The organism is Streptomyces sp. NPDC126510 (genome assembly GCF_040302345.1).
Classification (GTDB): Bacteria; Actinomycetota; Actinomycetes; order Streptomycetales; family Streptomycetaceae; genus Streptomyces.
This window is the reverse complement of the sequence record NZ_JBEORR010000037.1, coordinates 44,645-69,430: the sequence shown is the minus strand read 5'-3', so window position 1 is coordinate 69,430 and position 24,786 is coordinate 44,645. Positions and strand designations below refer to the sequence as shown.

Annotated in this window: 40 protein-coding genes; 2 read left to right on the top strand and 38 right to left on the bottom strand. The window is 67.4% G+C overall.

The window, feature by feature from the left end:
- Positions 1–25: 25 nt before the first annotated feature.
- Positions 26–961, top strand: coding sequence for a DUF389 domain-containing protein (locus ABTX60_RS36310; protein WP_352101253.1), 936 nt, complete (start codon positions 26–28; stop codon positions 959–961).
- A 78-nt stretch (positions 962–1,039) separates the two neighbouring features.
- On the opposite strand, the gene glmM is transcribed toward ABTX60_RS36310, so the two are convergent.
- The 4 genes from glmM to ABTX60_RS36290 form a co-directional block, all read right to left on the bottom strand.
- Positions 1,040–2,398 carry a phosphoglucosamine mutase gene (gene glmM / locus ABTX60_RS36305; RefSeq protein ID WP_352101252.1) on the bottom strand — a complete coding sequence of 453 codons (1,359 nt, stop codon included), beginning with the start codon at positions 2,396–2,398 and terminating at the stop codon, positions 1,040–1,042.
- Positions 2,399–2,564: 166 nt separating this feature from the next.
- Entirely contained in the window at positions 2,565–3,077 is a 513-nt protein-coding gene (gene rpsI, locus ABTX60_RS36300; protein WP_062928598.1) for a 30S ribosomal protein S9, read from the bottom strand.
- Between the two features lie 42 nt (positions 3,078–3,119).
- A complete protein-coding gene (gene rplM / locus ABTX60_RS36295) occupies positions 3,120–3,563 on the bottom strand; it encodes a 50S ribosomal protein L13 (protein WP_161361810.1) in 444 nt (147 codons plus the stop codon).
- A gap of 217 nt (positions 3,564–3,780) precedes the next feature.
- Positions 3,781–4,092, bottom strand: a complete 312-nt coding sequence (locus ABTX60_RS36290) for a hypothetical protein (RefSeq protein WP_352101251.1) — start codon at positions 4,090–4,092, stop codon at positions 3,781–3,783.
- Between the two features lie 74 nt (positions 4,093–4,166).
- Here ABTX60_RS36290 and ABTX60_RS36285 point away from each other — a divergent pair, with 74 nt between their 5' ends.
- Positions 4,167–5,033: a hypothetical protein gene (locus tag ABTX60_RS36285; protein ID WP_352101250.1), complete on the top strand. Its 867-nt coding sequence runs from the start codon at positions 4,167–4,169 to the stop codon at positions 5,031–5,033.
- 7 nt (positions 5,034–5,040) lie between these two features.
- On the opposite strand, the gene truA is transcribed toward ABTX60_RS36285, so the two are convergent.
- The 34 genes from truA to ABTX60_RS36115 all read right to left on the bottom strand — a co-directional run bounded on the left by truA (position 5,041) and on the right by ABTX60_RS36115 (position 24,700).
- Positions 5,041–5,895 carry a tRNA pseudouridine(38-40) synthase TruA gene (gene truA / locus ABTX60_RS36280; RefSeq protein WP_352101249.1) on the bottom strand — a complete coding sequence of 285 codons (855 nt, stop codon included), beginning with the start codon at positions 5,893–5,895 and terminating at the stop codon, positions 5,041–5,043.
- A 144-nt stretch (positions 5,896–6,039) separates the two neighbouring features.
- Positions 6,040–6,528 (bottom strand): 50S ribosomal protein L17, encoded by a 489-nt coding sequence (gene rplQ, locus ABTX60_RS36275; protein ID WP_352101248.1) that lies wholly within the window; start codon positions 6,526–6,528, stop codon positions 6,040–6,042.
- A 181-nt stretch (positions 6,529–6,709) separates the two neighbouring features.
- Positions 6,710–7,732, bottom strand: coding sequence for a DNA-directed RNA polymerase subunit alpha (locus ABTX60_RS36270; RefSeq protein WP_003966937.1), 1,023 nt, complete (start codon positions 7,730–7,732; stop codon positions 6,710–6,712).
- A 124-nt stretch (positions 7,733–7,856) separates the two neighbouring features.
- Complete coding sequence (gene rpsK / locus ABTX60_RS36265; protein WP_003956432.1) at positions 7,857–8,261, bottom strand: 30S ribosomal protein S11; 405 nt, start codon at positions 8,259–8,261, stop codon at positions 7,857–7,859.
- A gap of 64 nt (positions 8,262–8,325) precedes the next feature.
- On the bottom strand, positions 8,326–8,706 hold the full coding sequence (gene rpsM / locus ABTX60_RS36260; protein ID WP_003974244.1) for a 30S ribosomal protein S13: 381 nt from the start codon (positions 8,704–8,706) through the stop codon (positions 8,326–8,328).
- 187 nt (positions 8,707–8,893) lie between these two features.
- Positions 8,894–9,007 carry a 50S ribosomal protein L36 gene (rpmJ, locus tag ABTX60_RS36255; RefSeq protein WP_003974245.1) on the bottom strand — a complete coding sequence of 38 codons (114 nt, stop codon included), beginning with the start codon at positions 9,005–9,007 and terminating at the stop codon, positions 8,894–8,896.
- A 56-nt stretch (positions 9,008–9,063) separates the two neighbouring features.
- Positions 9,064–9,285, bottom strand: coding sequence for a translation initiation factor IF-1 (infA, locus tag ABTX60_RS36250; protein ID WP_003948620.1), 222 nt, complete (start codon positions 9,283–9,285; stop codon positions 9,064–9,066).
- 238 nt (positions 9,286–9,523) lie between these two features.
- On the bottom strand, positions 9,524–10,360 hold the full coding sequence (map, locus tag ABTX60_RS36245; protein ID WP_352101247.1) for a type I methionyl aminopeptidase: 837 nt from the start codon (positions 10,358–10,360) through the stop codon (positions 9,524–9,526).
- A 132-nt stretch (positions 10,361–10,492) separates the two neighbouring features.
- Complete coding sequence (locus tag ABTX60_RS36240) at positions 10,493–11,155, bottom strand: adenylate kinase (protein WP_352101246.1); 663 nt, start codon at positions 11,153–11,155, stop codon at positions 10,493–10,495.
- Positions 11,155–12,468: a preprotein translocase subunit SecY gene (gene secY / locus ABTX60_RS36235; protein ID WP_352101245.1), complete on the bottom strand. Its 1,314-nt coding sequence runs from the start codon at positions 12,466–12,468 to the stop codon at positions 11,155–11,157. The genes ABTX60_RS36240 and secY overlap by 1 nt, the downstream gene beginning before the upstream one ends.
- 242 nt (positions 12,469–12,710) lie before the next feature.
- Entirely contained in the window at positions 12,711–13,166 is a 456-nt protein-coding gene (rplO, locus tag ABTX60_RS36230; RefSeq protein WP_030839644.1) for a 50S ribosomal protein L15, read from the bottom strand.
- Between the two features lie 2 nt (positions 13,167–13,168).
- Positions 13,169–13,351, bottom strand: coding sequence for a 50S ribosomal protein L30 (rpmD, locus tag ABTX60_RS36225; RefSeq protein ID WP_003974250.1), 183 nt, complete (start codon positions 13,349–13,351; stop codon positions 13,169–13,171).
- Between the two features lie 2 nt (positions 13,352–13,353).
- Entirely contained in the window at positions 13,354–13,959 is a 606-nt protein-coding gene (rpsE, locus tag ABTX60_RS36220) for a 30S ribosomal protein S5 (RefSeq protein WP_009190144.1), read from the bottom strand.
- A gap of 41 nt (positions 13,960–14,000) precedes the next feature.
- Positions 14,001–14,384, bottom strand: a complete 384-nt coding sequence (gene rplR, locus ABTX60_RS36215) for a 50S ribosomal protein L18 (RefSeq protein WP_007494754.1) — start codon at positions 14,382–14,384, stop codon at positions 14,001–14,003.
- Positions 14,385–14,387: 3 nt separating this feature from the next.
- On the bottom strand, positions 14,388–14,927 hold the full coding sequence (gene rplF, locus ABTX60_RS36210; protein ID WP_352101244.1) for a 50S ribosomal protein L6: 540 nt from the start codon (positions 14,925–14,927) through the stop codon (positions 14,388–14,390).
- Between the two features lie 24 nt (positions 14,928–14,951).
- On the bottom strand, positions 14,952–15,350 hold the full coding sequence (rpsH, locus tag ABTX60_RS36205) for a 30S ribosomal protein S8 (protein ID WP_104789270.1): 399 nt from the start codon (positions 15,348–15,350) through the stop codon (positions 14,952–14,954).
- Positions 15,351–15,590: 240 nt separating this feature from the next.
- A complete protein-coding gene (locus ABTX60_RS36200; protein ID WP_003948630.1) occupies positions 15,591–15,776 on the bottom strand; it encodes a type Z 30S ribosomal protein S14 in 186 nt (61 codons plus the stop codon).
- Between the two features lie 5 nt (positions 15,777–15,781).
- The gene (gene rplE, locus ABTX60_RS36195) at positions 15,782–16,339 is read right to left on the bottom strand and encodes a 50S ribosomal protein L5 (RefSeq protein ID WP_003992366.1); all 558 of its coding nucleotides are present in this window, start codon (positions 16,337–16,339) and stop codon (positions 15,782–15,784) included.
- Positions 16,339–16,662: a 50S ribosomal protein L24 gene (gene rplX, locus ABTX60_RS36190; RefSeq protein ID WP_352101243.1), complete on the bottom strand. Its 324-nt coding sequence runs from the start codon at positions 16,660–16,662 to the stop codon at positions 16,339–16,341. The genes rplE and rplX overlap by 1 nt, the downstream gene beginning before the upstream one ends.
- A 2-nt stretch (positions 16,663–16,664) precedes the next feature.
- A complete protein-coding gene (rplN, locus tag ABTX60_RS36185) occupies positions 16,665–17,033 on the bottom strand; it encodes a 50S ribosomal protein L14 (protein WP_003992364.1) in 369 nt (122 codons plus the stop codon).
- 131 nt (positions 17,034–17,164) lie between these two features.
- Positions 17,165–17,452, bottom strand: coding sequence for a 30S ribosomal protein S17 (gene rpsQ / locus ABTX60_RS36180; RefSeq protein WP_030839660.1), 288 nt, complete (start codon positions 17,450–17,452; stop codon positions 17,165–17,167).
- Positions 17,452–17,676 (bottom strand): 50S ribosomal protein L29, encoded by a 225-nt coding sequence (gene rpmC / locus ABTX60_RS36175; RefSeq protein ID WP_010036720.1) that lies wholly within the window; start codon positions 17,674–17,676, stop codon positions 17,452–17,454. The genes rpsQ and rpmC overlap by 1 nt, the downstream gene beginning before the upstream one ends.
- The gene (gene rplP, locus ABTX60_RS36170; RefSeq protein WP_255954215.1) at positions 17,676–18,095 is read right to left on the bottom strand and encodes a 50S ribosomal protein L16; all 420 of its coding nucleotides are present in this window, start codon (positions 18,093–18,095) and stop codon (positions 17,676–17,678) included. The genes rpmC and rplP overlap by 1 nt, the downstream gene beginning before the upstream one ends.
- 5 nt (positions 18,096–18,100) lie before the next feature.
- On the bottom strand, positions 18,101–18,931 hold the full coding sequence (rpsC, locus tag ABTX60_RS36165; protein ID WP_030046378.1) for a 30S ribosomal protein S3: 831 nt from the start codon (positions 18,929–18,931) through the stop codon (positions 18,101–18,103).
- The gene (gene rplV, locus ABTX60_RS36160) at positions 18,931–19,278 is read right to left on the bottom strand and encodes a 50S ribosomal protein L22 (protein ID WP_030839668.1); all 348 of its coding nucleotides are present in this window, start codon (positions 19,276–19,278) and stop codon (positions 18,931–18,933) included. The genes rpsC and rplV overlap by 1 nt, the downstream gene beginning before the upstream one ends.
- 42 nt (positions 19,279–19,320) lie before the next feature.
- Positions 19,321–19,602, bottom strand: a complete 282-nt coding sequence (gene rpsS / locus ABTX60_RS36155) for a 30S ribosomal protein S19 (RefSeq protein ID WP_003992359.1) — start codon at positions 19,600–19,602, stop codon at positions 19,321–19,323.
- 12 nt (positions 19,603–19,614) lie between these two features.
- Positions 19,615–20,451, bottom strand: coding sequence for a 50S ribosomal protein L2 (gene rplB / locus ABTX60_RS36150; protein ID WP_030839671.1), 837 nt, complete (start codon positions 20,449–20,451; stop codon positions 19,615–19,617).
- A 40-nt stretch (positions 20,452–20,491) separates the two neighbouring features.
- Positions 20,492–20,911, bottom strand: a complete 420-nt coding sequence (gene rplW, locus ABTX60_RS36145) for a 50S ribosomal protein L23 (RefSeq protein ID WP_031105224.1) — start codon at positions 20,909–20,911, stop codon at positions 20,492–20,494.
- On the bottom strand, positions 20,911–21,567 hold the full coding sequence (gene rplD / locus ABTX60_RS36140) for a 50S ribosomal protein L4 (RefSeq protein WP_352101242.1): 657 nt from the start codon (positions 21,565–21,567) through the stop codon (positions 20,911–20,913). Before rplD ends, rplW begins: the two co-directional genes overlap by 1 nt.
- A 7-nt stretch (positions 21,568–21,574) precedes the next feature.
- The gene (rplC, locus tag ABTX60_RS36135; RefSeq protein WP_030839681.1) at positions 21,575–22,219 is read right to left on the bottom strand and encodes a 50S ribosomal protein L3; all 645 of its coding nucleotides are present in this window, start codon (positions 22,217–22,219) and stop codon (positions 21,575–21,577) included.
- Between the two features lie 17 nt (positions 22,220–22,236).
- Positions 22,237–22,545: a 30S ribosomal protein S10 gene (gene rpsJ, locus ABTX60_RS36130; RefSeq protein ID WP_003948644.1), complete on the bottom strand. Its 309-nt coding sequence runs from the start codon at positions 22,543–22,545 to the stop codon at positions 22,237–22,239.
- Between the two features lie 414 nt (positions 22,546–22,959).
- Positions 22,960–23,661, bottom strand: coding sequence for a hypothetical protein (locus ABTX60_RS36125; RefSeq protein ID WP_352101241.1), 702 nt, complete (start codon positions 23,659–23,661; stop codon positions 22,960–22,962).
- Positions 23,652–24,164 carry a hypothetical protein gene (locus tag ABTX60_RS36120; RefSeq protein ID WP_352101240.1) on the bottom strand — a complete coding sequence of 171 codons (513 nt, stop codon included), beginning with the start codon at positions 24,162–24,164 and terminating at the stop codon, positions 23,652–23,654. Before ABTX60_RS36120 ends, ABTX60_RS36125 begins: the two co-directional genes overlap by 10 nt.
- Before the next feature lie 128 nt (positions 24,165–24,292).
- A complete protein-coding gene (locus ABTX60_RS36115; RefSeq protein WP_352101268.1) occupies positions 24,293–24,700 on the bottom strand; it encodes an SUKH-3 domain-containing protein in 408 nt (135 codons plus the stop codon).
- Positions 24,701–24,786 lie beyond the last annotated feature (86 nt).

Here is a 24,786-nt window from a genome sequence, read left to right as displayed (position 1 = left end):
GGGAAAGACCGGTTAGATGGGCGCCATGCTCCATCTGCGTCTGATCACACCGGCCGACAGGACCGACGAGGTGGTCCTGCTGATCGAGAAGACGGTCGGCACGACCCACCTCGTCGTACTGCCGGGCGCCGCCCGCGACCCCGCCGGGGACGTGGTGATGTGCGACGTGGCCCGCGAGGCGGGCGACGAACTCCTCACCGGGCTGCGGGAACTGGGCATCGACACCACCGGTTCCATCGCCGTCGAGTCCATCGACCTGTCTCTGTCGGAGCGGGCCGACAAGGCGGAGGCCGACGCACCGGGTGAGGGCGCGGACGCGGTCCTGTGGGAGCAGCTGACCGAGGCGACGCACGAGGAGTCGACCCTCTCCGTCACCTACCTCGCCTTCATCACCCTCGCCACCATGATCGCCGCCTGCGGTGTGGTCCTGGACAACGCGATCCTGATCGTGGGCGCCATGGCGGTGGGCCCCGAGTTCGGTCCCCTCACCGGCATCTGCACCGCGATCGTCCGGCGCCGGCCGCGTCTGGCCCTTCGCTCGCTGATCGCGCTGCTGGTGGGCTTCGCGGTGGCGATGGCGGTGACGGTCGGCTTCAGCCTCTTCATGGACGCCGTCGACCTGTTCAGCGAGCAGCGGCTCAGCGCCGACCGCCCGAACACGGGCTTCATCTACGCCCCGGACTGGTTCTCCTTCGTCGTGGCGGTCCTCGCCGGCATCGCCGGCACCCTCTCCCTGACGTCGGCCAAGTCGGGCGCGCTGGTGGGGGTGGCCATCTCCGTCACCACGGTCCCGGCCGCCGCGAACGCGGCAGTCGCCCTCAGCTACGGAGACACCAGCCAGACCTGGGGCTCCACGGAGCAACTCCTGCTGAACCTGCTGGGCATCATCGTCGCCGGCACGGCGACCCTGCTGGCCCAGAAGTGGTTCTGGACGAAACAACGCCAGAAGGTCGATGCCTGAAGGGGCGGGGAACTGCGCGACAAGCCACACACAACCTGCGGCCCGCCGACAAGCGCAGCCCCCACCCCGAACCCGTCCCTAGCCGAGCGCGGACTTCACCACATCGGCAAGCCGCCCGGCAACAGACCGGGCCTGCTCGATGTCGGCCGCCTCCACCATCACCCGCACCAACGGCTCGGTCCCGGAGGGCCGCAGCAGCACCCGCCCGGTCGCCCCGAGCTCCCGCTCCGCGTCGGCGACTGCCGCGGACAGCTCCGCGGACGTCTTCACCCGGGACCTGTCCACATCGGGCACGTTGATCAGAACCTGCGGCAGCCGCTCCATGACGGCGGCGAGCTCGCGCAGCGTGCGCCCGCTCTGCGCCACCCGGGCCGCCAGCAGCAGACCGGTCAGCGTGCCGTCCCCGGTGGTCGCGTGGTCGAGGATGATCACGTGCCCGGACTGCTCGCCGCCGAGGGCGAACCCGTGCTCCTTCATCTCCTCGAGTACGTACCGGTCACCGACGGCGGTCTGCACCAGCCGGATGCCCTCGCGCTCCATGGCGAGCTTGAACCCGAGGTTCGACATCACCGTGGCGACGACCGTCTCGGACCGCAGCGCCGAGCGCTCCCGCATCGCCAGCGCGAGCACGGCGAGAATCTGGTCGCCGTCCACCTCCGCGCCGGTGTGGTCGACGGCGAGACACCGGTCGGCGTCACCGTCGTGCGCGATGCCGAGATCGGCCCCGTGCTCGACGACGGCGGCCTTGATCTTGTCCAGGTGCGTCGACCCGCACCCGTCGTTGATGTTGAGCCCGTCCGGCTCGGCCCCGATCGTGACGACCTCGGCACCGGCCTGCTGGAACGCCTCCGGCGAGACCCGGGCCGCGGCGCCGTGCGCCTCGTCCAGGACGACCTTCAGCCCGTCGAGCCGGTTCGGCAGGGCACCCAGCAGATGCGCGACGTACCGGTCGGCGCCCTCGTCGTACGCGCGTACGCGGCCCACGCCGGACCCGGTCGGCCGGTCCCACGGGGCACCGGTGCGGTGCTCCTCGTAGACGGACTCGATGCGGTCCTCCAGCTCGTCGGCGAGCTTGTGCCCGCCGCGGGCGAAGAACTTGACGCCGTTGTCCGGCATGGCGTTGTGGCTGGCGGAGAGCATGACACCCAGGTCGGCGCCGAGCTCCCCGGTCAGGTACGCCACGGCGGGCGTCGGCAGCACACCGACCTGCAGGACGTCCACGCCGGCGCTGGCGAGGCCCGCGACCACGGCGGCTTCCAGGAACTCCCCGGACGCACGGGGGTCACGCCCGACCACGGCCTTGGGCCGGTGTCCCTCGAACGTGCCCGCCTCGGCCAGTACGTGTGCCGCGGCCACGGAGAGGCCGAGGGCCATCTCCGCCGTCAGGTCCGCGTTGGCGACACCGCGCACGCCGTCCGTGCCGAAGAGTCGTCCCACAGTGGTGTCCTCCGAATTGCTGAAGAGAATGCGGCTCACATCCCCGAGTACACCCCCTGAGACTGTCCGGGGGCTGTAGGGGTTGTGTAAACGAAACCGCCCCGGCAGCACAACCGTGCCGCCGGGGCGATCGTTGCGAAGCCAGTCGCCAGGACGGGCGTCGCGTTTAGCGCTTGCTGTACTGCGGAGCCTTGCGGGCCTTCTTCAGACCGGCCTTCTTACGCTCGACCGCACGGTCGTCGCGCTTGAGGAAGCCGGCCTTCTTCAGCGGGCCGCGGTTGTTGTCGACGTCCGCCTCGTTCAGCGCACGGGCGACACCGAGACGGAGCGCACCGGCCTGGCCGGAGACACCGCCACCGGAGATGCGGGCGACGACGTCGTAGCGGTCGTCGAGCTCGAGCACCTTGAAGGGCTCGTTGACTTCCTGCTGGTGCACCTTGTTCGGGAAGTAGTCCTCGAGGGTGCGACCGTTGATCTTCCACTTGCCGGTGCCCGGGACGATCCGGACGCGGGCGATGGCGTTCTTGCGACGGCCCAGGCCGGCGGCCGGCTGGGGCTCGCCGAAGCGGGACGCCATGGACTCCGAGGTGTACTCACCCTCGACGGGGACCTCGGACTCGGTGGTGTAGCTGTCGATGTCGATCTCTTCGAGCGGCTGCTCGGCAGTGGTCTCGGCCACGATGCTCCTCAGATTCTCTTCAGGCTTAGGGGGTGGCCGGACTTACTGCGCGACCTGGGTGATCTCGAACGGCTGCGGCTGCTGCGCGCCGTGCGGGTGCTGGTCACCCTTGTAGACCTTCAGCTTCGAGAGCATCTGACGGCCCAGCGTGTTCTTGGGGAGCATGCCCTTGACGGCCTTCTCGATGGCCTTCTCGGGGTTCTTGTCCAGCAGCTCGTCGTAGCGGACGGAGCGCAGACCACCCGGGTAGCCGGAGTGGCGGTACGCCATCTTCTGGATGCGCTTGTTGCCGGACAGGTGCACCTTGTCCGCGTTGATGATGATGACGAAGTCACCAGCGTCGACGTGGGGGGCGTAGATCGGCTTGTGCTTGCCCCGGAGGAGCGTCGCGGCAGTGGTGGCGAGACGACCCAGGACAACGTCCTGGGCGTCGATGACGTGCCACTGGCGCGTCACATCGCCGGGCTTGGGGCTGTACGTACGCACGGTTCGTAGCCTTCGCTTCGAGTGAATGGTCCATAACTGGTCACCGAAACGATCACGACAGCCTGGACCGCACTGCGGCGACGCATACCGCGTACGTGGGGTCGCTGGTCATCGGCCCGGTGGACCGGTGTAAGGGCCCGTCCCGTGAGAATGAGCAAGCCAATACACAACGAACAAGCAGAATACCGGGGCACACCACAAGGGTCAAAACGCGGTATCACCGCAGCCGCTCGGTCACCGAGACGCACAGGGCGGCACACAGCGTGACGGCCCTGCGCAGCGTCCGCCGCCGCGGCGGCCGTACATACGGAAACACCGACGAGACCAGCACGTCCACGGCGACCGCGGCACACCACCGCAGCACGGATCCGCCACCGCGCGGGCGACGGAACGCCCCCAGCGCCCCCACCACGACCGACGCCCACACCCCGGCCGCGAGGGCCGGCCAGGACAGCAGGCACACCAGGAGCACCACGGTCGGCAGCAGTCGCCCCAACCACCCGCAGATGTCGCCTTTGCCCGTGCGCATGGGAGGAACGCTAGGGGCTCGGGAGTCCAACCGGGCGGACCAGCGCGCCCCTTGTCCCGTCTAAGATGCGCCCCATGAGCTTTGGGCAGGGGGGACCTCAGTCCCAGTGGGATCCCTGGAAACCGCAGTCGCAGCAGCCCTGGAACAGCGGGGGCGGCCCGTCTCCGGACTGGGCTGCGCTCGCCGAGGCCTCCGAGGCCCGCAACAAGCGACGACGGGTCCTGCTGATCGGCGGCGGCGCGTTCGCCACAGCCGCGATCGGCACCGCCGTCGCGGTGGCCGTCGTCTCGGCGGGCGCCGACAACCAGGGCAACCCGACCTCGCTGCCCTCGTCCGACATCCCGAGCCAGTCCGCCTCGGCCCCGTCCTTCGCCCCGACCAGCGCCCCGCCGCCGCTGGACCCGAAGGACTTCATCGCCAGCGCGAAGAAGGACAAGGCCCCGCTCAGCCCGGACACGCTCTTCCCGGGCACCCAGCTCACCGTGGGCGAGACGGTCTACAAGAAGGGACCCACGGCGGACACGAGGGACTGCGCCTCGGCGGCCGGCGGCACCCTCCCCAAGATCCTCACCGGAAACGACTGCACCCGTCTGATACGGGTGACCTACGTCAAGGACGGCATAGCGGTGACGGTCGGCGTGGCCGTCTTCGACACTGAGGCACAGGCCGCCAAGGCACGGGCCCAGAGCACCAAGAAGAGTTACATCAAGTCGCTCTCCGGCGGCGGCGTGAAGGCCTTCTGCGAGTCCGGCTTCTGCCGCACCACCAGCAACTCCTACGGCCGCTACGCCTACTTCGGCAACGCCGGCTTCACCAGCGGCAAGAACGTGACGCCCAAGGACACCGCGGTGTACAGGACCGGGGACGACCTGGTCCAGTTCACGTTCAACCAGATCCGCCGCCGCGGCGAGGCCCAGGCCTCGGCCGCGGCCGACGAGTGAGCCGACGTCAGCAGCAGCCGGCCGACGGCAGCGACCGCTTGTTCCGCGCCTCCTTGCTGCGCGCGGCGAGCAGTTCGTCGGCCGGGTAGCCGACCTCCTCCAGCGTCAGCCCGTGCGGCCGTACGACGTGCACGGCCGAGTCCCGTACACCGGCGGCCAGCACCTTGCCCGGCCAGTCGGCCGGCCGGTGCCCGTCCCCGACGAACAGCAGCGCCCCGATGAGCGAGCGCACCATGTTGTGGCAGAAGGCGTCGGCCCGCACGGTGGCGGTGATGATCCCGTCGTCACCGCGCACCAGGCTCAGCTCCTGCAGCGTGCGGATGGTGGTCGCCCCCTCCCGCTTCTTGCAGTAGGCGGCGAAGTCGTGCTCGCCCAGCAGCCCCCGGGCGGCCTCGTTCATGGCCGCGACGTCGAGGGGCCAGTCGTGCCACAGCACATGGCTGCGCAGCAGCGGGTCGACGCCCCCCGGGTTGTCGGTGACGCGGTACGCGTACCGCCTCCAGACCGCCGAGAAACGGGCGTTGAAGCCGCTGGGCGCCTCCCTGAGGGCCCAGACCCGTACGTCCCGGGGCAGCCGCCCGGCCAGCCGCTTCAGCAGCTTCTGGTGGTGCTCAGCCCACACCTCACACGGCAGATCGACATGCGCGACCTGCCCGCGCGCGTGCACCCCGGCATCGGTACGCCCCGCGACGGTCAGCTCGTACGTCTCCCCCGACCGCGTCACGGTCCGCAGGGCGTCCTCGATCTCCCCCTGCACGGTCCGCCGTCCCCCGGCCTGCTTGGCCCACCCGGAGAACTCACTCCCGTCGTACGACAGGTCCAGACGGACACGAACGCACCCGGGCGTCACTTCATCACTCACGCAGCGATCCTCTCAAAACAAAAAGGCGGGCCCGCTCCTGGAAAAGGAACGGGCCCGCCAACGCCCCTTGAAGGGGCGCGGGGAACTGCGCGACAAGCCACCACGAACCCGCGGCCGCAGGCGCACAGCCCCCCGGCAGAACGCTTACGCGTCCTTCGACTCCTCGGCGGCCTCGTCGGACTTGGCCTCAACGGCCTCGTCCTTCTTCAGGGCGTCTTCCTTGACCGCGCGCTTGGTCGCGGCCTCGGCCTCGCCCGTCGCCTCCTGCGCCACCGTCAGCGCCTCGACCAGCTCGATGACGGCCATGGGCGCGTTGTCGCCACGGCGGTTACCGATCTTGGTGATACGGGTGTAGCCACCCGGGCGGTTCTCGTAGCGCGGGCCGATCTCGGTGAAGAGCGTGTGCACGATGCTCTTGTCCGTGATGACCTGGAGCACCTGACGGCGGTTGTGAAGGTCGCCCTTCTTCGCCTTGGTGACCAGACGCTCGGCGTACGGACGCAGCTTGCGCGCCTTCGCCTCGGTGGTGGTGATGCGGCCGTGCTCGAACAGCGCCTTCGCGAGGTTCGCGAGGAGGAGCTTCTCGTGCGCGGCGCTGCCGCCCATACGGGCACCCTTGGTGGGCTTCGGCATGGTGTTTCTCCTAGGGGTCTGCCCCGGCCGTATCAGGTACCGGGGTCAGTATCCGAGCAGGCGGTTGCCTGTCGGAGATCCGGGAGCCGCCCCGAAGGGGCGCTCCCGGAAGGGGCGCGGGGAACTGCGCGACAAGCCACAGCGCACCCGCGCCCAAGAACGGACCGGACGGCCCGAGCTCTTAGTACTGCTCGGTCTCCACGAAGCCCGCGTCCGCGTCGTCGTCCGCGCCGAACGCGTCCGCCGCAGCGGTCGGGTCGAACCCGGGAGGCGAGTCCTTGAGCGCCAGGCCCATACCCGCCAGCTTCGCCTTGACCTCGTCGATGGACTTCGCACCGAAGTTGCGGATGTCCAGGAGGTCGGCCTCGGAGCGGGCGACGAGCTCACCCACGGAGTGGATGCCCTCACGCTTGAGGCAGTTGTACGACCGAACGGTGAGCTCCAGCTCCTCGATCGGCAGCGCCAGATCGGCGGCGAGAGCGGCGTCCGTCGGGGACGGACCCATGTCGATGCCCTCGGCGTCGATGTTCAGCTCGCGGGCCAGACCGAACAGCTCGACCAGGGTCTTACCGGCGGAGGCCATGGCGTCACGGGGACGCATCGCCTGCTTGGTCTCGACGTCGACGATCAGCTTGTCGAAGTCGGTCCGCTGCTCGACACGCGTGGCCTCGACCTTGTACGTGACCTTCAGCACCGGCGAGTAGATGGAGTCGACCGGGATCCGGCCGATCTCCTGGCCGACCTGCTTGTTCTGCACGGCGGAGACGTAACCGCGGCCACGCTCGACCGTCAGCTCCATCTCCAGCTTGCCCTTGCCGTTGAGCGTGGCGAGGACCAGGTCGGGGTTGTGCACCTCGACACCGGCCGGCGGCGCGATGTCGGCGGCGGTGACCAGACCCGGGCCCTGCTTGCGCAGGTACATCACGACCGGCTCGTCGTGCTCCGAGGAGACGACCAGCTGCTTGATGTTGAGGATCAGGTCGGTGACGTCCTCCTTGACGCCCGGCACGGTGGTGAACTCGTGCAGGACACCGTCGATGCGGATGCTGGTGACAGCGGCACCGGGGATCGACGACAGGAGGGTCCGGCGGAGGGAGTTGCCGAGGGTGTAGCCGAAGCCCGGCTCCAGCGGCTCGATCACGAACCGGGAGCGGAATTCGTCGACGACCTCTTCGGTCAACGAGGGACGCTGAGCGATCAGCATGTTGCGATTCCTTCAGTCATGGGCACCCACTATTTGATGCCCGACTAGTACTGCAAGGGTACGGGCGGCACAGCCCTTTGCGAGAGCCGTACCGCCCGGAAACCTCAGACCAAACGGTCGTGCGTCAGACGCGACGGCGCTTGGGCGGACGGCAGCCGTTGTGCGGAGTCGGCGTGACGTCCTGGATCGAGCCGACCTCGAGGCCGGTCGCCTGCAGGGAGCGGATCGCGGTCTCACGACCGGAGCCCGGGCCCTTGACGAAGACGTCGACCTTGCGCATGCCGTGCTCCTGCGCGCGGCGGGCAGCCGACTCGGCGGCCATCTGCGCGGCGAACGGCGTGGACTTCCGGGAACCCTTGAAGCCGACGTGGCCGGCGGAGGCCCAGGAGATCACGTTGCCGGACGGGTCCGTGATCGAGACGATCGTGTTGTTGAACGTGCTCTTGATGTGCGCGTGGCCGTGAGCGACGTTCTTCTTTTCCTTGCGGCGCACCTTCTTGGCAGCGCCCTGACGACCCTTGGGGGGCATCTATAACTCCTACGGGAGGTGGTCGGTCCTACAGCGAAGACCGTGGACAGGCGTCCGCTGTGGACTACTTCTTGCCCGGCTTCTTCTTGCCGGCGATGGCGCGACGCGGGCCCTTGCGGGTACGCGCGTTCGTGCTGGTGCGCTGACCGCGGACGGGCAGGCCGCGACGGTGACGCAGACCCTGGTAGGTACCGATCTCGACCTTGCGGCGGATGTCGGCCTGAACCTCGCGACGGAGGTCACCCTCGGTCTTGATGTTGTTGTCGACGTACTCGCGGATCGCGACGAGCTGCTCCTCGGAGAGGTCGCGAACGCGGGTGTTCGGGTCGACGCCGGTGGCGGCCAGCGTCTGCTGCGAGAGGGTCCGGCCGATGCCGAACACGTAGGTGAGGGCGATCTCCACGCGCTTTTCGCGCGGGATGTCAACACCGGAAACGCGTGCCATTCAATGGCTCCAGTTGCTTGACGGAGGTCTTCCACAGAACCGAATCCCAGTCGCCGTACCAGGTACGAACTGGGTCCCCGGCCTCCGACCGGGGGTGTCAGACCCGGAGGTCTGGGTCCTGCGTATGAACATATTCAGCTTGCGTCGCGCGAATCCCTGCGAGGAATGCAGAGGGATCGGTCGTGCGTCAGCCCTGGCGCTGCTTGTGGCGCGGGTTGTCGCAGATGACCATGACCCGACCGTGACGGCGGATCACCCTGCACTTGTCGCAGATCTTCTTGACGCTCGGCTTGACCTTCATGGGTGAGGTTCTCCGGGTCAGTGCCACCACCCCGGAAGCCGGGGCGCAGGCAAGATCTACTTGTAGCGGTAGACGATCCGGCCACGCGTCAGGTCGTACGGAGACAGCTCCACCACGACCCGGTCGTCAGGGAGGATGCGGATGTAGTGCATGCGCATCTTGCCGCTGATGTGTGCCAGGACCTGGTGGCCGTTCTGGAGCTCGACCTTGAACATGGCGTTCGGAAGAGACTCGACGACAGTGCCCTCGATCTCGATGGCACCTTGCTTCTTGGCCACGCTTCGCCCTTCGAATCGACTACCTTGATCGACTCCGTGCGGGCGCATGCAGGCATGCGGGTACACAAGAGCCGACGAGTCAGTCTACGACAGGGCCCTCAGAAACACGAATCGGGGAAGTCTGCCCCGCCGGAGACAGCTTTAAGCGCCCCGAAAGGGGCGCGGGGAACTGCGCGACAAGCCCAAACGCACCCGCAGCCGCCGGACGACTCGACCGACCACCCCGGAGGGCGCGGGCTCAGCCCAGCGGATCCGGCGCGGCCACGATCCCCAGCTCGGCGAGCTTCGCCTTCCCCCCGTCGGGAGACGTCAGCACGAGCGGCCCCTCCTCCGTCAGAGCGACCGAGTGCTCCCAGTGCGACGACCACGTGCCGTCCGTCGTGATGACGGTCCAGTCGTCCTCGAGAACCTCGGTCTTCGGCGTCCCCAGGGACACCATCGGCTCGATGGCCAGGCAGAAGCCGGGCACCAGCTTCGGACCCTTGCCGCGTCGCCGGTCGACGTAGTTCAGCAGGTGCGGGTCCATGTGCATCTCGGTGCCGATGCCGTGGCCGCCGTAGTCCTCGATGATCCCGTACTTGCCGCCGCCGGGCTTGGGCTGGCGGCGGATGTACGTCTCGATGGCCCGGGAGACGTCGACCAGGCGGTTGCCCTGCTTCATGGCGGCGATGCCGGCCCACATCGATTCCTCGGTCACCCGGGAGAGCTCGACGAGCTCCGGAGCATGGCCGGAGCCGACGAAGGCCGTGAAGGCCGCGTCGCCGTGCCAGCCGTCGATGATCGCGCCACAGTCGATGGAGATGACGTCCCCGTCCTTGAGGACGACGTCGTCGGACGGGATGCCGTGGACGACGACTTCGTTCACCGAGGTGCAGATCGTCGCGGGGAAGCCGCCGTAGCCGAGGAAGTTCGGCTTGGCGTTGTGCTCGGCGAGCACCTTGCGGGCGACCTGGTCCAGATCCTTGGTCGTGGCCCCGGGGACGGCGGCCTCACGGGTCGCCGCGTGGATGGCGGCGACGACCAGCCCCGCCTCACGCATCTTGGCGATCTGCTCGGGGCTCTTGATCTGCACCATGGGAGCTACGGCCTTTCTGGATCTTCGGCGACGACGAACGTTTTCAACGATACGGGGCCGCTCGACCGGCCCCGTCCACACAGCAGCCGCGGCACCCCGAGGGGAACCGCGGCCGGAGCTGCGTACGGACGGTTACTCGCCGTCCTCGCCACGCTTCAGCGCCTCCATGGCGCGGGTCGTGACGTCCTCCACCTTGCCGAGCGCGGAGATCGTGACCACCAGACCCTGGGCCTTGTAGTAGTCGATGATCGGCTCGGTCTGGGTGTGGTAGACCTCCAGGCGCGTGCGCACCGTCTCCTCGGAGTCGTCGTTGCGCTGGTACAACTCGCCGCCGCAGATGTCGCAGACGCCGTCCTTGGCCGGCTGCTTGTACGTCACGTGGAAGACGTGCGAGGAGTCGTTGCGGCAGATGCGCCGGCCGGCGATCCGCTTGACGACCTCGTCCTCGGGAACCTCCAGGTCCAGCACCGCGTCGAGCTGCATGCTCTCGGTCTCGAGGAGCTCGTCGAGCGCCTCGGCCTGCGAGACGTTGCGCGGGAAGCCGTCCAGCAGGAAACCGTTCTCGGCGTCCGGCTGCTCCATGCGGTCCTTCGCCATGGCGATGGTGACCTCGTCGGGCACGAGGTTGCCCGCGTCCATGTAGGACTTCGCCAGTTTGCCGAGTTCCGTCTGCCGGCTGATGTTGGCCCGGAACAGGTCGCCCGTGGAGATGTGCGGGATCGACAGGTTCTTGGCGAGGAACGCGGCCTGCGTTCCCTTACCGGCGCCCGGCGGCCCGACGAGGACGATACGCATCAGCGGAGGAACCCTTCGTAATTGCGCTGCTGGAGCTGGCTCTCGATCTGCTTCACGGTCTCGAGACCGACACCCACGATGATCAGGATGCTGGTCCCGCCGAACGGGAAGTTCTGGTTTGCCCCGAACCCAACCAACGCCATCGTCGGTACGAGAGCGATCAGTCCCAGATACAGCGAACCCGGCCAGGTGATCCGGTTGAGTACGTAGCTCAGGTACTCAGCGGTCGGTCGGCCAGCCCGGATGCCCGGGATGAAGCCACCATACTTCTTCATGTTGTCGGCGACTTCCTCGGGGTTGAAGGAGATCGCCACATAGAAGAACGCGAAGAAAACGATCAGCAGGAAGTACGAAATGATGTAGTACGGGTGGTCGCCCTTGACGAAGTGTTGCTCGATCCAGGTCTTCCACTCCGACTTGCCTCCGGCGAACTGTGCGATCAGCGCCGGGATGTAGAGCAGCGACGAGGCGAAGATGACCGGGATCACACCCGCCTGGTTCACCTTGAGCGGGATGTAGGTGGACGTACCGCCGTAGGAACGGCGGCCGATCATGCGCTTGGCGTACTGCACCGGGATGCGGCGCTGGGCCTGCTCGACGAAGACCACCAGGCCGACCATGACCAGGCCGACCGCGATGACCGTGCCGAACTCGATCCAGCCGCCGGCCAGGGAGCCCTGCTTCTTGATGGCCCACAGGGCGGACGGGAAGGTGGCGGCGATCGAGATGAACATCAGGATCGACATGCCGTTGCCGATGCCGCGGTCGGTGATGAGCTCACCGAGCCACATCACGGCCGCCGTGCCGGCGGTCATCGTGATGACCATGGTGATGGTGACGAAGATCGACTGGTCGGGGACGATCTGGCTGGCCACCGGGCAGCCTTGGAACAGAGCGCCGCTGCGTGCGGTGGCGACGAGGCCGGTGCCCTGGAGGATGGCGAGGGCGATCGTCAGGTAGCGGGTGTACTGCGTGATCTTCGCCGTGCCGGCCTGGCCCTCCTTCTTCAGGGCTTCCAGGCGCGGGATCACCACGGTCAGCAGCTGCAGAATGATGCTCGCCGTGATGTACGGCATGATGCCCAGTGCGAAGATCGTGATCTGCAGCAGCGCGCCGCCGCTGAACATGTTGACCAGGCCGAAGAGACCCTGGTTGGCCTGGGCGTTGTCGATACAGGTCTGGACGTTCCGGTAGTCGACGCCCGGGATCGGGATGTGCGTACCGACCCGGTAGACCACGATGATGGCGAGCGTGAAGAGCAGCTTCTTGCGCAGGTCGGGCGTCTTGAACGCCCGGGCGAACGCGGTGAGCACGGTGCCTCCTGCGACCCCCGCGCAACTGCGTCAAGGGTGACGTCTTGAGTCCAATAGAACAACGACATGGGTAACGGTCAACTGCCGCTCAGAGTGCCCGGAGTGCGGCACCCTGTGAAAAGAGGGCAGTGCAGGCCACCTTACCGGCGAGACTGCCGCCCTAGGAACGACCGACCGGGGATACCCCATTTGTGGGGTATCCCCGGTCGGGATCGCTCAGGTCATCGAGACGCCTGTGGTGTTCAGACGAGCTCGGTGACAGAACCGCCGGCGGCGGTGATCTTCTCCTTGGCGGAGCCGGAGACGGCGTCGACCGTCACCTGCAGCGCCACGGAGATCTCGCCCTGGCCGAGGACCTTGACGAGGCTGTTCTTGCGAACGGCCCCCTTGGCCACCAGACCCTCGACGGTGACCTCGCCACCCTCGGGGTAGAGCGCGGCCAGCTTGTCGAGGTTCACGACCTGGAACTCGGTCTTGAACGGGTTCTTGAAGCCCTTCAGCTTCGGGAGACGCATGTGGAGGGGCATCTGGCCACCCTCGAAGCGCTCCGGAACCTGGTAACGGGCCTTCGTGCCCTTGGTACCACGACCGGCCGTCTTACCCTTCGACGCCTCACCACGACCGACACGGGTCTTCGCGGTCTTGGCGCCCGGGGCGGGACGGAGGTTGTGGATCTTGAGCGGGTTCTGCTCCGCCATGATCAGTCGACCTCCTCGACCGTCACGAGGTGGCGGACGGTGTGCACCATGCCGCGGAACTCGGGGCGGTCCTCCTTGACGACCTGCGTGTTGATGCCCTTGAGACCAAGGGAACGCAGGGTGTCACGGTGGTTCTGCTTGCTGCCGATGTAGGACTTGACCTGCGTAATCTTGAGCTGCGCCATGATTACGCACCCGCCCCGGCACGCGCACGGAGAAGAGCCGCGGGGGCGACGTCCTCGAGGGGCAGACCACGGCGGGCCGCGATCTCCTCGGGACGCTGCAGACCCTTCAGGGCCTCCACGGTCGCGTGCACGATGTTGATCGCGTTGTCGGAGCCGAGCGACTTCGACAGCACGTCGTGGATACCGGCGCACTCGAGCACGGCACGCACCGGACCACCGGCGATAACACCGGTACCGGGCGACGCGGGCTTCAGGAGCACGACGCCGGCAGCCTTCTCACCCTGGATGGGGTGGGGGATGGTGCCCTGGATACGGGGGACCTTGAAGAAGTGCTTCTTGGCCTCCTCAACACCCTTGGCGATGGCGGCCGGCACCTCCTTGGCCTTGCCGTAACCGACACCGACGGTGCCATCGCCATCGCCCACTACGACGAGCGCAGTGAAGCTGAAGCGACGACCACCCTTCACAACCTTGGCGACGCGGTTGATCGCGACAACGCGCTCAACGTACGCGGTCTTCTCGGCGGCAGCAGCGCCGCCGTCACGGCCCTTCCGGTCCCGCCGCTCGCCGCCACCGGCACCGCCACCGCGGCGCTGGGGTCCAGCCATTGGAATTACCTCTCTCTGTTTCCGCTAGCTACGGAACCGACTCAGAACTTGAGTCCGGCCTCGCGGGCGGCGTCCGCCAGGGCGGCGATGCGCCCCGCGTACTGGTTACCACCACGGTCGAACACGACGGCCTCGACACCGGCGGCCTTGGCACGCTCGGCGACCAGGGCGCCGACCTGCTTGGCCTGCGCGGACTTGTCGCCCTCGCCACCGCGGATCGAGGTGTCCAGGGTGGACGCCGACGCCAGGGTGTGACCCTTGATGTCGTCGATCACCTGGGCCACGATGTGGCGGTTCGAGCGGGTAACGACCAGACGCGGACGCTCCGCCGTACCGTTGATGTGCTTACGGATACGAATGTGGCGGCGCTTGATCGCGGCGCGCTTGTAGGCGTCGCCCTTAAGGATCTTCTGCCCGTATGCCATGGCTTACTTACCCGCCTTTCCGACCTTGCGGCGGATGACTTCGCCCTCGTACTTGACGCCCTTGGCCTTGTACGGGTCGGGCTTGCGCAGCTTGCGGATGTTGGCCGCAACCTCGCCGACCTTCTGCTTGTCGATGCCCTCGACCGAGAAACGGGTCGGGGACTCCACCTTGAAGGTGATGCCCTCGGGGGCCTCGACCAGGATCGGGTGGCTGTAGCCCAGGGAGAACTCCAGGTTGGAGCCCTTGGCCAGGACACGGTAGCCGACACCGCTGATTTCGAGCTTCTTGACGTATCCCGTGGTCACACCGGTGATCATGTTCGCCACCAGCGTGCGGGACAGGCCGTGCAGGGCCTTGCTCTGCCGCTCGTCGTTCGGCCGCAGCACCTGAAGGGTGCCGTCCTCGGCCTTCGCGATGTCGATCGGCGCGATGACGGTGTGGGTCAGTTCGCCCTTGGGGCCCTTGACCGCGACCGTACGGCCGTCGATGGTGACGTCCACGCCGGCGGGAACCGGGATGGGGAGCTTGCCGATACGCGACATTGCTGTCTCTCCTCCGTTCCCGAATTACCAGACGTAGGCGAGGACTTCCCCACCCACGCCCTTCTTCTGCGCCTGCTGGCCGGTCAGGAGACCGTGGGACGTGGAGATGATGGCCACGCCCAGGCCGCCCAGAACCTTCGGCAGGTTGGTGGACTTCGCGTACACCCGGAGACCGGGCTTGGAGATCCGCTTGATGCCCGCGATGGAGCGCTCACGGTTGGGGCCGAACTTCAGCTCCAGGACGAGGTTCTTGCCGACCTCGGCGTCCTCGACCTTCCAGCCCGTGATGAAGCCCTCCTGCTGGAGGATCTCCGCGATGTGCGACTTGATCTTGGACGCCGGCATCGTCACGGAGTCGTGGTATGCCGAGTTCGCGTTCCGCAGACGCGTCAGCATGTCTGCGATCGGATCAGTCATGGTCATGAATTGGCCTTCGGCCTCTCTCGCCGGGGTTTCCTGGTGCGCCATCCCTCTCCCCGATCCGAGACGGGACGGGTGCGGCGCGGTGGACCTACGGCGTAGTAAGCATTCAATGAGCGGACAGCTGTCCGCGATGCAAGGGCGGCGGCAGACGCCCAACCCCACAAGCCTAAGCCATGCGGGCCGGGCGTCCTGCCACCCCTACGTGCTTACCGAGAGCCCTGCGAATCCCTATAAGGGGGATTACCAGGAGCTCTTGGTCACGCCCGGCAGCTCGCCACGGTGAGCCATCTCACGAAGGCACACGCGGCAGAGGCCGAACTTGCGGTACACGGAGTGCGGGCGGCCGCAGCGCTGGCAGCGGGTGTAGCCACGCACACCGAACTTGGGCTTGCGAGCAGCCTTAGCGATCAGAGCCTTCTTCGCCATCTCGCTCACGCCTCCTTGAAGGGGAAGCCGAGGTGACGAAGGAGCGCGCGGCCCTCAGCGTCGTTGGTCGCCGTGGTCACCACGGTGATGTCCATACCCCGGGTGCGGTCGATCTTGTCCTGGTCGATCTCGTGGAACATGACCTGCTCCGTGAGACCGAAGGTGTAGTTGCCACGGCCGTCGAACTGCTTGGGGGACAGGCCGCGGAAGTCGCGGATGCGCGGCAGCGCGAGCGACAGGGTGCGGTCCAGGAACTCCCACATGCGGTCGCCACGAAGCGTGACGTGGGCACCGATCGGCTGGCCCTCACGCAGCTTGAACTGCGCGATGGACTTGCGGGCCTTGGTGACGGCCGGCTTCTGACCGGTGATCGTGGTGAGGTCCTTGATGGCACCCTCGATCAGCTTGGAGTCGCGGGCGGCGTCGCCCACACCCATGTTGACCACGATCTTGACGAGACCGGGGATCTGCATGACGTTCTCGTACTTGAACTCGTCACGCAGCTTGCCCGTGATCTCCTCACGGTACTTCTGCTTCAGACGCGGGCTGGTGGTGGTCGTCATCAGATGTCCTCACCCGTCCGCTTGGCAACGCGGATCTTGTTGCCTTCGTCGTCGAAGCGGTAACCGACGCGGGTCACGACCTTGTTGCCGTCCTTCTCCACGACCAGCTGGACGTTGGAGACGTGGACCGGCGCCTCGGTGGTGACGATGCCGCCGGCCTGCGAACCGCGAGCCGTCGGACCGGCCTTGGTGTGCTTCTTGACCCGGTTGACACCCTCGACCAGGACGCGCTCCTCGCGCGGGTAAGCGGCAATGACCTTGCCCTGCTTGCCCTTGTCCTTACCGGTGATGACCTGGACCAGGTCGCCCTTCTTGATCTTCATGCTTACAGCACCTCCGGCGCGAGCGAGATGATCTTCATGAACTTCTTCTCGCGCAGCTCACGGCCGACCGGGCCGAAGATACGGGTGCCGCGAGGGTCGCCGTCGTTCTTCAGAATGACAGCGGCGTTCTCGTCGAAGCGGATGTACGAGCCGTCCGGACGGCGGCGCTCCTTGACGGTGCGAACGATGACCGCCTTGATGACGTCACCCTTCTTCACGTTGCCGCCGGGGATCGCGTCCTTGACGGTGGCGACGATGACGTCACCGATACCCGCGTAGCGGCGACCGGAGCCACCGAGCACACGGATGCAAAGGATCTCCTTCGCACCAGTGTTGTCGGCGACACGCAGCCGCGACTCCTGCTGGATCACGTCTATCTCCTGATTGTCTGCCGGTTCCCGGGGCGGGGTGCGTGGCGCTCCCCGCCCCGAGCCTGGCGGAACGATTCCTAGGGAGTCCCCCTAGGAGGGATGTGCTTGCCTTCGGAATTCCCTCGCGGGAATTACTTGGCCTTCTCGAGGATCTCGACGACGCGCCAGCGCTTCGTCGCGGACAGCGGCCGGGTCTCCATGAGGAGGACGCGGTCGCCGACACCCGCGGCGTTCTGCTCGTCGTGGGCCTTGAGCTTGCTCGTACGGCGGATGACCTTGCCGTACAGCGCGTGCTTGACGCGGTCCTCGACGGCGACGACGACGGTCTTGTCCATCTTGTCGCTGACGACCAGACCCTCACGGGTCTTGCGGAAACCGCGGTCCGTCTTGGTCTCTTCAGTCACGTTGCTCTCGCTCATCAGGCGCTCTCCACCGTCTCGATGCCCAGCTCGCGCTCACGCATCAGGGTGTAGATCCGCGCGATGTCCTTACGGACGGCCTTGAGCCGACCGTGGTTCTCGAGCTGGCCCGTCGCCGCCTGGAAGCGGAGGTTGAACAGCTCTTCCTTGGCCTCGCGGAGCTTGTTGAGGAGCTCCTCGTTGCCCAGCTCGCGCAGCTCGGACGCCTTGGTACCGGCCGACATCACGCTTCACCTGCCTCGCGCTTGACGATCTTGCACTTCATCGGCAGCTTGTGGGCCGCACGGGTCAGCGCCTCGCGCGCGATTTTCTCGTTGGGGTACGACAGCTCGAACATCACACGTCCGGGCTTGACGTTGGCGATCCACCACTCAGGAGAACCCTTACCGGAACCCATGCGGGTCTCGGCGGGCTTCTTGGTGAGGGGGCGGTCCGGGTAGATGTTGATCCAGACCTTGCCGCCACGCTTGATGTGGCGGGTCATCGCGATACGGGCCGCCTCGATCTGGCGGTTCGTCACGTAGGCCGGGGTCAGCGCCTGGATGCCGTACTCGCCGAACGCGACCTGAGTACCACCCTTGGCCATACCACTGCGCTTGGGGTGGTGCTGCTTGCGGTGCTTGACCCTACGGGGGATCAGCATGACGGTCAGGCCTCCGTTCCGGTGCTCTCAGCCGGAGCGGCGGCGGCGGGAGCCTCGGCCTTGGGGGCCTCGGCGCCGGCAGCCTGCTGCGGCTTACGACCGCGCCCGCCACGCTCGCCACCGCGGCCACCACGGGCCGGGCGGTCGGCGCCACCACGGGCCGGGCGGTTACCCGCACGGGCCGCAGCGTTCTCGGCGCGGACCTCGGCGATGTTCTTGACGTCGCCCTTGTAGATCCAGACCTTCACGCCGATGCGGCCGAAGGTCGTCTTGGCCTCGAAGAAGCCGTAGTCCACGTTCGCGCGGAGCGTGTGCAGGGGCACACGGCCCTCGCGGTAGAACTCCGAGCGGGACATCTCGGCGCCACCGAGGCGGCCACCGCACTGGATCTTGATGCCCTTGGCGCCGGCCTTCATCGTGCCCTGCATGCTCTTACGCATGGCGCGACGGAAGGAGACGCGGGAGGAGAGCTGCTCGGCGACGGCCTGGGCAACCAGCTGAGCGTCGGTCTCGGGGCTCTTGACCTCGAGGATGTTCAGCTGGACCTGCTTGCCCGTGAGCTTCTCGAGGTCACCGCGGATGCGGTCGGCCTCGGCGCCACGGCGGCCGATGACGATGCCCGGACGAGCGGTGTGGATGTCCACACGCACGCGGTCACGGGTGCGCTCGATCTCGACCTTGGAGATGCCGGCGCGCTCCATGCCGGACGTCATCATCCGACGGATGGCGACGTCTTCCTTGACGTAGTCCTTGTACAGCTTGTCGGCGTACCAACGCGACTTGAAGTCGGTCGTGACACCGAGCCGGAACCCGTGCGGGTTTACCTTCTGGCCCATTACCGGGTTCCTTCCTTGCTGCTGACGACCACGGTGATGTGGCTGGTCCGCTTGCGGATCCGGTAGGCACGGCCCTGGGCGCGCGGCCGGAACCGCTTCAGGGTCGGGCCCTCGTCGACGTAGGCCTCGGAGACGAAGAGGCTGTCGACATCGGTGTGGTCGTAGTTGTGCGCGGCGTTGGCGATGGCGCTGTCAAGCACCTTGCCGACCGGCTGGCTCGCGGCCTGCGGGGCGAAACGCAGGACCGCCTGAGCCTCCGTGGCGTTCAGGCCACGGATGAGGTCCACCACACGGCGGGCCTTCATGGGCGTGACGCGGATGTACCGCGCCTGGGCCCTGGCTTCCATGGTTGTCCTTCCAGTGTCTGTCATGGTCATTCCACCCCGCGCTTAGCGGCGCTTCGACTTCCGGTCGTCCTTGACGTGACCCCGGAAGGTGCGCGTCGGCGAGAACTCGCCGAGCTTGTGGCCGACCATCGACTCGGTGACGAACACCGGAATGTGGGTCTTGCCGTTGTGCACCGCGAGCGTGTGGCCGAGCATGGCCGGCACGATCATGGAGCGACGGGACCAGGTCTTGATGACGTTCTTGGTGCCGGCTTCGTTCTGGGCGTCCACCTTCTTGATCAGGTGGTCGTCGACGAAGGGCCCCTTCTTCAAGCTACGAGGCATCTCAACCCGTCCTTAGCGCTTCTTGTTCGTCTTGCGGCGGCGGACGATGTACTTGTTCGACGCCTTCTTGGGCGAACGAGTACGGCCTTCCTTCTTGCCCCAGGGGGACACCGGGTGACGACCACCCGAGGTACGGCCTTCGCCACCACCGTGCGGGTGGTCCACCGGGTTCATGACCACACCACGCACGGTCGGGCGAACGCCCAGCCAGCGCTTACGGCCCGCCTTACCCCAGTTGATGTTGCTCTGCTCGGCGTTGCCCACCTCGCCGACCGTGGCGCGGCAGCGCTGGTCGACCAGGCGGATCTCACCGGACGGCATGCGGAGGTGGGCCATCGAGCCCTCCTTCGCGAGCAGCTGCACCGAGGCGCCGGCGGAGCGGGCGAACTTCGCGCCGCCGCCCGGACGCAGCTCGATGGCGTGCAGCGTGGTACCGACCGGGATGTTGCGCAGGGCAAGGTTGTTGCCCGGCTTGATGTCGGCCCCGGGACCGTTCTCGACGCGGTCACCCTGCTGCAGGTTGCGCGGGGCGAGGATGTAGCGCTTCTCGCCGTCGGCGTAGTGCAGCAGCGCGATGCGCGCGGTGCGGTTGGGGTCGTACTCGATGTGCGCGACCTTCGCCGGCACGCCGTCCTTGTCGTGACGACGGAAGTCGATCACGCGGTAGGCGCGCTTGTGGCCACCGCCCTGGTGGCGGACGGTCACACGACCGGAGTTGTTACGGCCACCCTTGCTGTGCAGGGGGCGGACCAACGACTTCTCCGGCGTGGACCGCGTGACCTCGACGAAGTCGGCGACGCTGGAGCCGCGACGGCCCGGCGTAGTCGGCTTGTACTTGCGGATTCCCATTTCTCAGTCCTCGTCCGATATCGGACGATCCGGACCGCCCTTAGGCGGTCGGACCGCCGAAGATGTCGATACGGTCGCCCTCAGCGAGGGTCACGATCGCGCGCTTGGTGGACGCGCGCTGGCCGAAGCCGGTGCGGGTCCGCTTGCGCTTGCCCTGGCGGTTGATCGTGTTGACCCCGGTGACCTTGACCGAGAAGACCGCCTGGACGGCCTGCTTGATCTGGGTCTTGTTGGCGCTCGGGTCCACGACGAACGTGTACTTGCCCTCGTCGAGAAGCGCGTAGCTCTTCTCGGAGACGACCGGCTTGAGCAGCACGTCACGGGGGTCCGTGAAGGACTTGCTCAGCGGGGTCTCGACGGTGTTCTTGCCCTCGGCGGCGTGGCGGCGCGCCTTGGCGACGCGCGCGGCCTTGGCCTTCTTCGCCGCCTTGGAGGCGATAGCGGGGTGACGGATAGCCATCAGACCTCGCTCCCTTCGGTGTCATTGGCCTTCGGGCCGGACACGAAGGACTCGAAGGCGGCCTTGGTGAAGACCACGTCGTCCGAGACGAGAACGTCGTACGTGTTCAGCTGGCCCGGCTCCAGGATGTGGATCTGGGGCAGGTTGCGGGCGGACAGCCACGCGGCCTCGTCGGCGCGGTCGACGACCAGGAGCAGGTTCTTGCGCTCCGAGATCTTGCCGAACAGCGACTTGGCGGCCTTCGTGGAGGGGGTCTCGCCCTCGACCACGCCGGAGACGACGTGGATGCGGTTGTGACGGGCCCGGTCGGTGAGGGCGTGGCGCAGGGCCGCGGCCTTCATCTTCTTCGGGGTCCGCTGCGAGTAGTCACGCGGCTGCGGGCCGTGGACGACGCCACCGCCGGCGAACTGCGGCGCACGGGTCGAACCCTGGCGGGCGCGGCCGGTGCCCTTCTGGCGGTACGGCTTCCTGCCGCCACCGCGAACCTCGCCGCGGGTCTTGGTCTTGTGCGTGCCCTGACGGGCAGCGGCGTTCTGCGCGACGACGACCTGGTGGATCAGCGGGATGCTGATCTTCTCCACGCCGAAGATCTCCGCGGGGAGTTCGACGCTACCGGTCTTCTCGCCTGCAGGCGAAAGGATGTCAACAGTGCTCATCGGTACCTCAGGCCCCCTTGGCCGCGGTGCGGACCAGGACGAGGCCGCCGTTCGGACCGGGAACCGCGCCCTTGATGAGCAGCAGACCCTTCTCCGCGTCAACGGCGTGGACGGTCAGGTTCTGGGTGGTGACACGCTCGTTGCCCATGCGACCCGCCATGCGGAGGCCCTTGAACACGCGGCCCGGGGTGGCGCAGCCACCGATGGAACCGGGCGAGCGGTGCTTGCGCTGGGTGCCGTGTCCGGCGCCGAGGCCCTTGAAGTTGTGACGCTTCATGACACCGGCGAAGCCCTTGCCCTTGCTCTTGCCGGTCACGTCGACCTTGAGGCCGGCCTCGAACACCTCGGCGGTGATCTCCTGGCCGAGGGTGTACTCGCTGGCGTCAGCGGTACGGATCTCGACGAGGTGGCGGCGGGGAGTGACGTCGGCCTTGGCGAAGTGGCCCTTGAGGGGCTTGTTCACCTTGCGCGGGTCGATCTCGCCGAACGCGATCTGGACGGACTCGTAGCCGTCGACGTCGTTCGTACGGACCTGGGTGACGACGTTGGGGCCGGCCTTGACGACGGTGACCGGAACAACACGGTTGTTCGCGTCCCACACCTGCGTCATGCCGAGCTTCTCGCCCAGGATGCCCTTGATCTGCTTAGCCATTCTCAGATCACCGGCCTTCAGAGCTTGATCTCGATGTCGACACCGGCCGGGAGGTCGAGTCGCATCAGAGAGTCAACGGTCTTGGGGGTCGGGTCGAGGATGTCGATCAGGCGCTTGTGCGTGCGCATCTCGAAGTGCTCGCGCGAGTCCTTGTACTTGTGCGGCGACTTGATGACGCAGTACACGTTCTTCTCAGTGGGCAGCGGCACCGGGCCCGCGACCGACGCACCAGTGCGAGTCACCGTCTCGACGATCTTCTTCGCCGAAGAGTCGATGACCTCGTGGTCGTAGGCCTTGAGCCGGATGCGGATCTTCTGTCCCGCCATGGCTACTCAGTAGTCCTGTCTCTCTAACGCTCTGGAACCCGGTGGATTCCTTCTGCTGCCTTCGTTCCTCCGACCCACGCGGTCGGGCGTGTCGCGCTCCCGCTGACACAGATGTCCCTTGTTCGAACATCCCTGCTGGGAATGCACACGGCCCTTCCGGAACCGCAGGCCGGGGGCGAAGGCCCACCGGGTGCCTGGTCGGTGCCGCGCTGACACTTCCCGGAAGATTCCCGTACGTCCGCCCCAGCGCTGCCTTGCGGCAGTTAGGGCGACGAGTACTGTGGGACTCGCTTCCGGTCCCCCCGGCGGGAGGCGCGCAGCATCAACACTCGACCGAGCAACTCGGACAGTCTGCCATATGGGGCAGGGCTGACGCCAATCGAGCCGAGGAGAATACCCCGGGGGTGACGTAGGTCAAACACAAGGCCGGACCGTCCCGGGCCCTTCCCCCTGCACGACCCGCTCCAGCTCTGCGTCGTAGGCCCGGTAGCCGGCCTTCCCCCACTCGGGTGCGCCGGACGCCGGGCTCAGGATGCCGGGCAGGTGGGCTACGCGCCACACGCGGTGGACGTCGGCGGGGGTGATCCCGGCGCGGCCCGGTTCGGCGAGGCCGCATGCGACAGGGAGGATCCCCGCGATCCCGGCGGCTCCGTCCCCTGGCTCGGTGCCGGCGGCGAGAGCGGCGGTGACGAGGGCCTGTAGCAGCCGGGTCAGCTGAAGATCGGCCCCGATACGGCACATGCGCCGCACCAGCTCGGGCTCCTCCAGCCGCTCCACGGGCTCGGGGAGGCCGGCGATCCCTTCGGACCACAGCAGCAGGGAGGCCGCGGGCACCTCGTGGTCCGCGAAGTACCCGAGCTCGTCGGCGACGGCCATGACCTCGCCGGAGAACCGCCCGACGACGCGCACGCCCTCCATGAGGCGGCCCAGGTCCTCCTGCCGGGGTTCGAGGAACGCCCCGACCGAGACGTCGGGGAGCAGCCAGGTTCCGGCAGCCCGGACGGCACCGATCTCCACGACGCCGCCCAGGGCGGCGAAGACAGCCCGCGCCATGGGCTCGGCTCGGGCTGGGGGGACCCGGCCGTCGCCCCACTCCAGGCTGCGCGTCAGAGCCACTCCCCCGCGTCGTCCTGCTCGCCCGTGCCGTTCCCCCGCACCACGACCACCAGCTGAACGGGTGCGTCGGTGTCGTCATGCTTGACGCCGGCCAGGACGACCTTGTCCCCGATCCGCCACGCCGTGTGGTCGATGTAGTCCGCCCCGTCCGTCAGGTCCTCGTCCACGGTCTCGAGGCGCGCCCCGAGCACTCCCGACTCCAACTGGTCGGCAAGGCGGGGAAGTTCGGCGGAAGCGGCGTCGTACAGCTCGTCGATGTAGGTGTCCGGGTCCGGCCGCTCGTCCTCGACCTCCCGGCACCAGAGCGTGAACTCCACCTCCACCGGGCCGTCGCCCTGGATCCAGGCGTGCGCGTCACCGCGGCGCCACGTGGTGGCCCACTGCTTCGCCGGGTTCCTGCGCTCGCCTTCCCAGCCCGAGGCGTCGAGAACGGCGGCCACCGCCGGGCCGGTGAGTTCGTCGAGTTCGGCCAGCTGCCCCAGTTCCGCGCTTACGTCAACCATTTACTCATTCCGCTCATACCGTTTCGTCCTCGGAACTCTCTCCCCCCTGCTCCTGGCGGGAGGAGACCAGCCGTCCACCGGAGTCGTACGCGTAGCTCTCGGTCCACGACGGCAAGGATCACAGGCTGTCAGGCGGCGGTCGGCCGGATCCTGCTGGTGAGCCTCTGCAGCGCCTCGTCGGGTGTGGGAGCCAGCAGCCAGACGCTGTCCATGCCTGCATGGACCGAACCGTCCTCCGCCATGGCCAGGTACTGATTCCCGCGGTCGCGCATGCCGATGGGGTACAGGTCGACGCCTGCCTGCTCGGCGAGATCGTCGATGATCTCCGCGTCCCAGAACGCCAGCAGCGGATCCAGCGAGAACTCCATCCACGGCATCGAGTCCCATGGCTCACGGTAGGGCGCCCCGACGGCACCGAACTCCGACAGGAACCGTCGTGCCGCATCGTGCATCTCGAACTCGCCGGTCTGCAGAAGCATGTCCTCCCAGGTGTCCGTAGTGACCGACCGGCCCGGGAACCAACCGCCCGCCCGCAGTATCCGGTCCGTCTCTTCGGGCCAGGGGCGTGCAGCCGCTTCCAGAAGGGGTGCTCGGGCGCCGGAGCAGCGGGCACCCAGAGGGC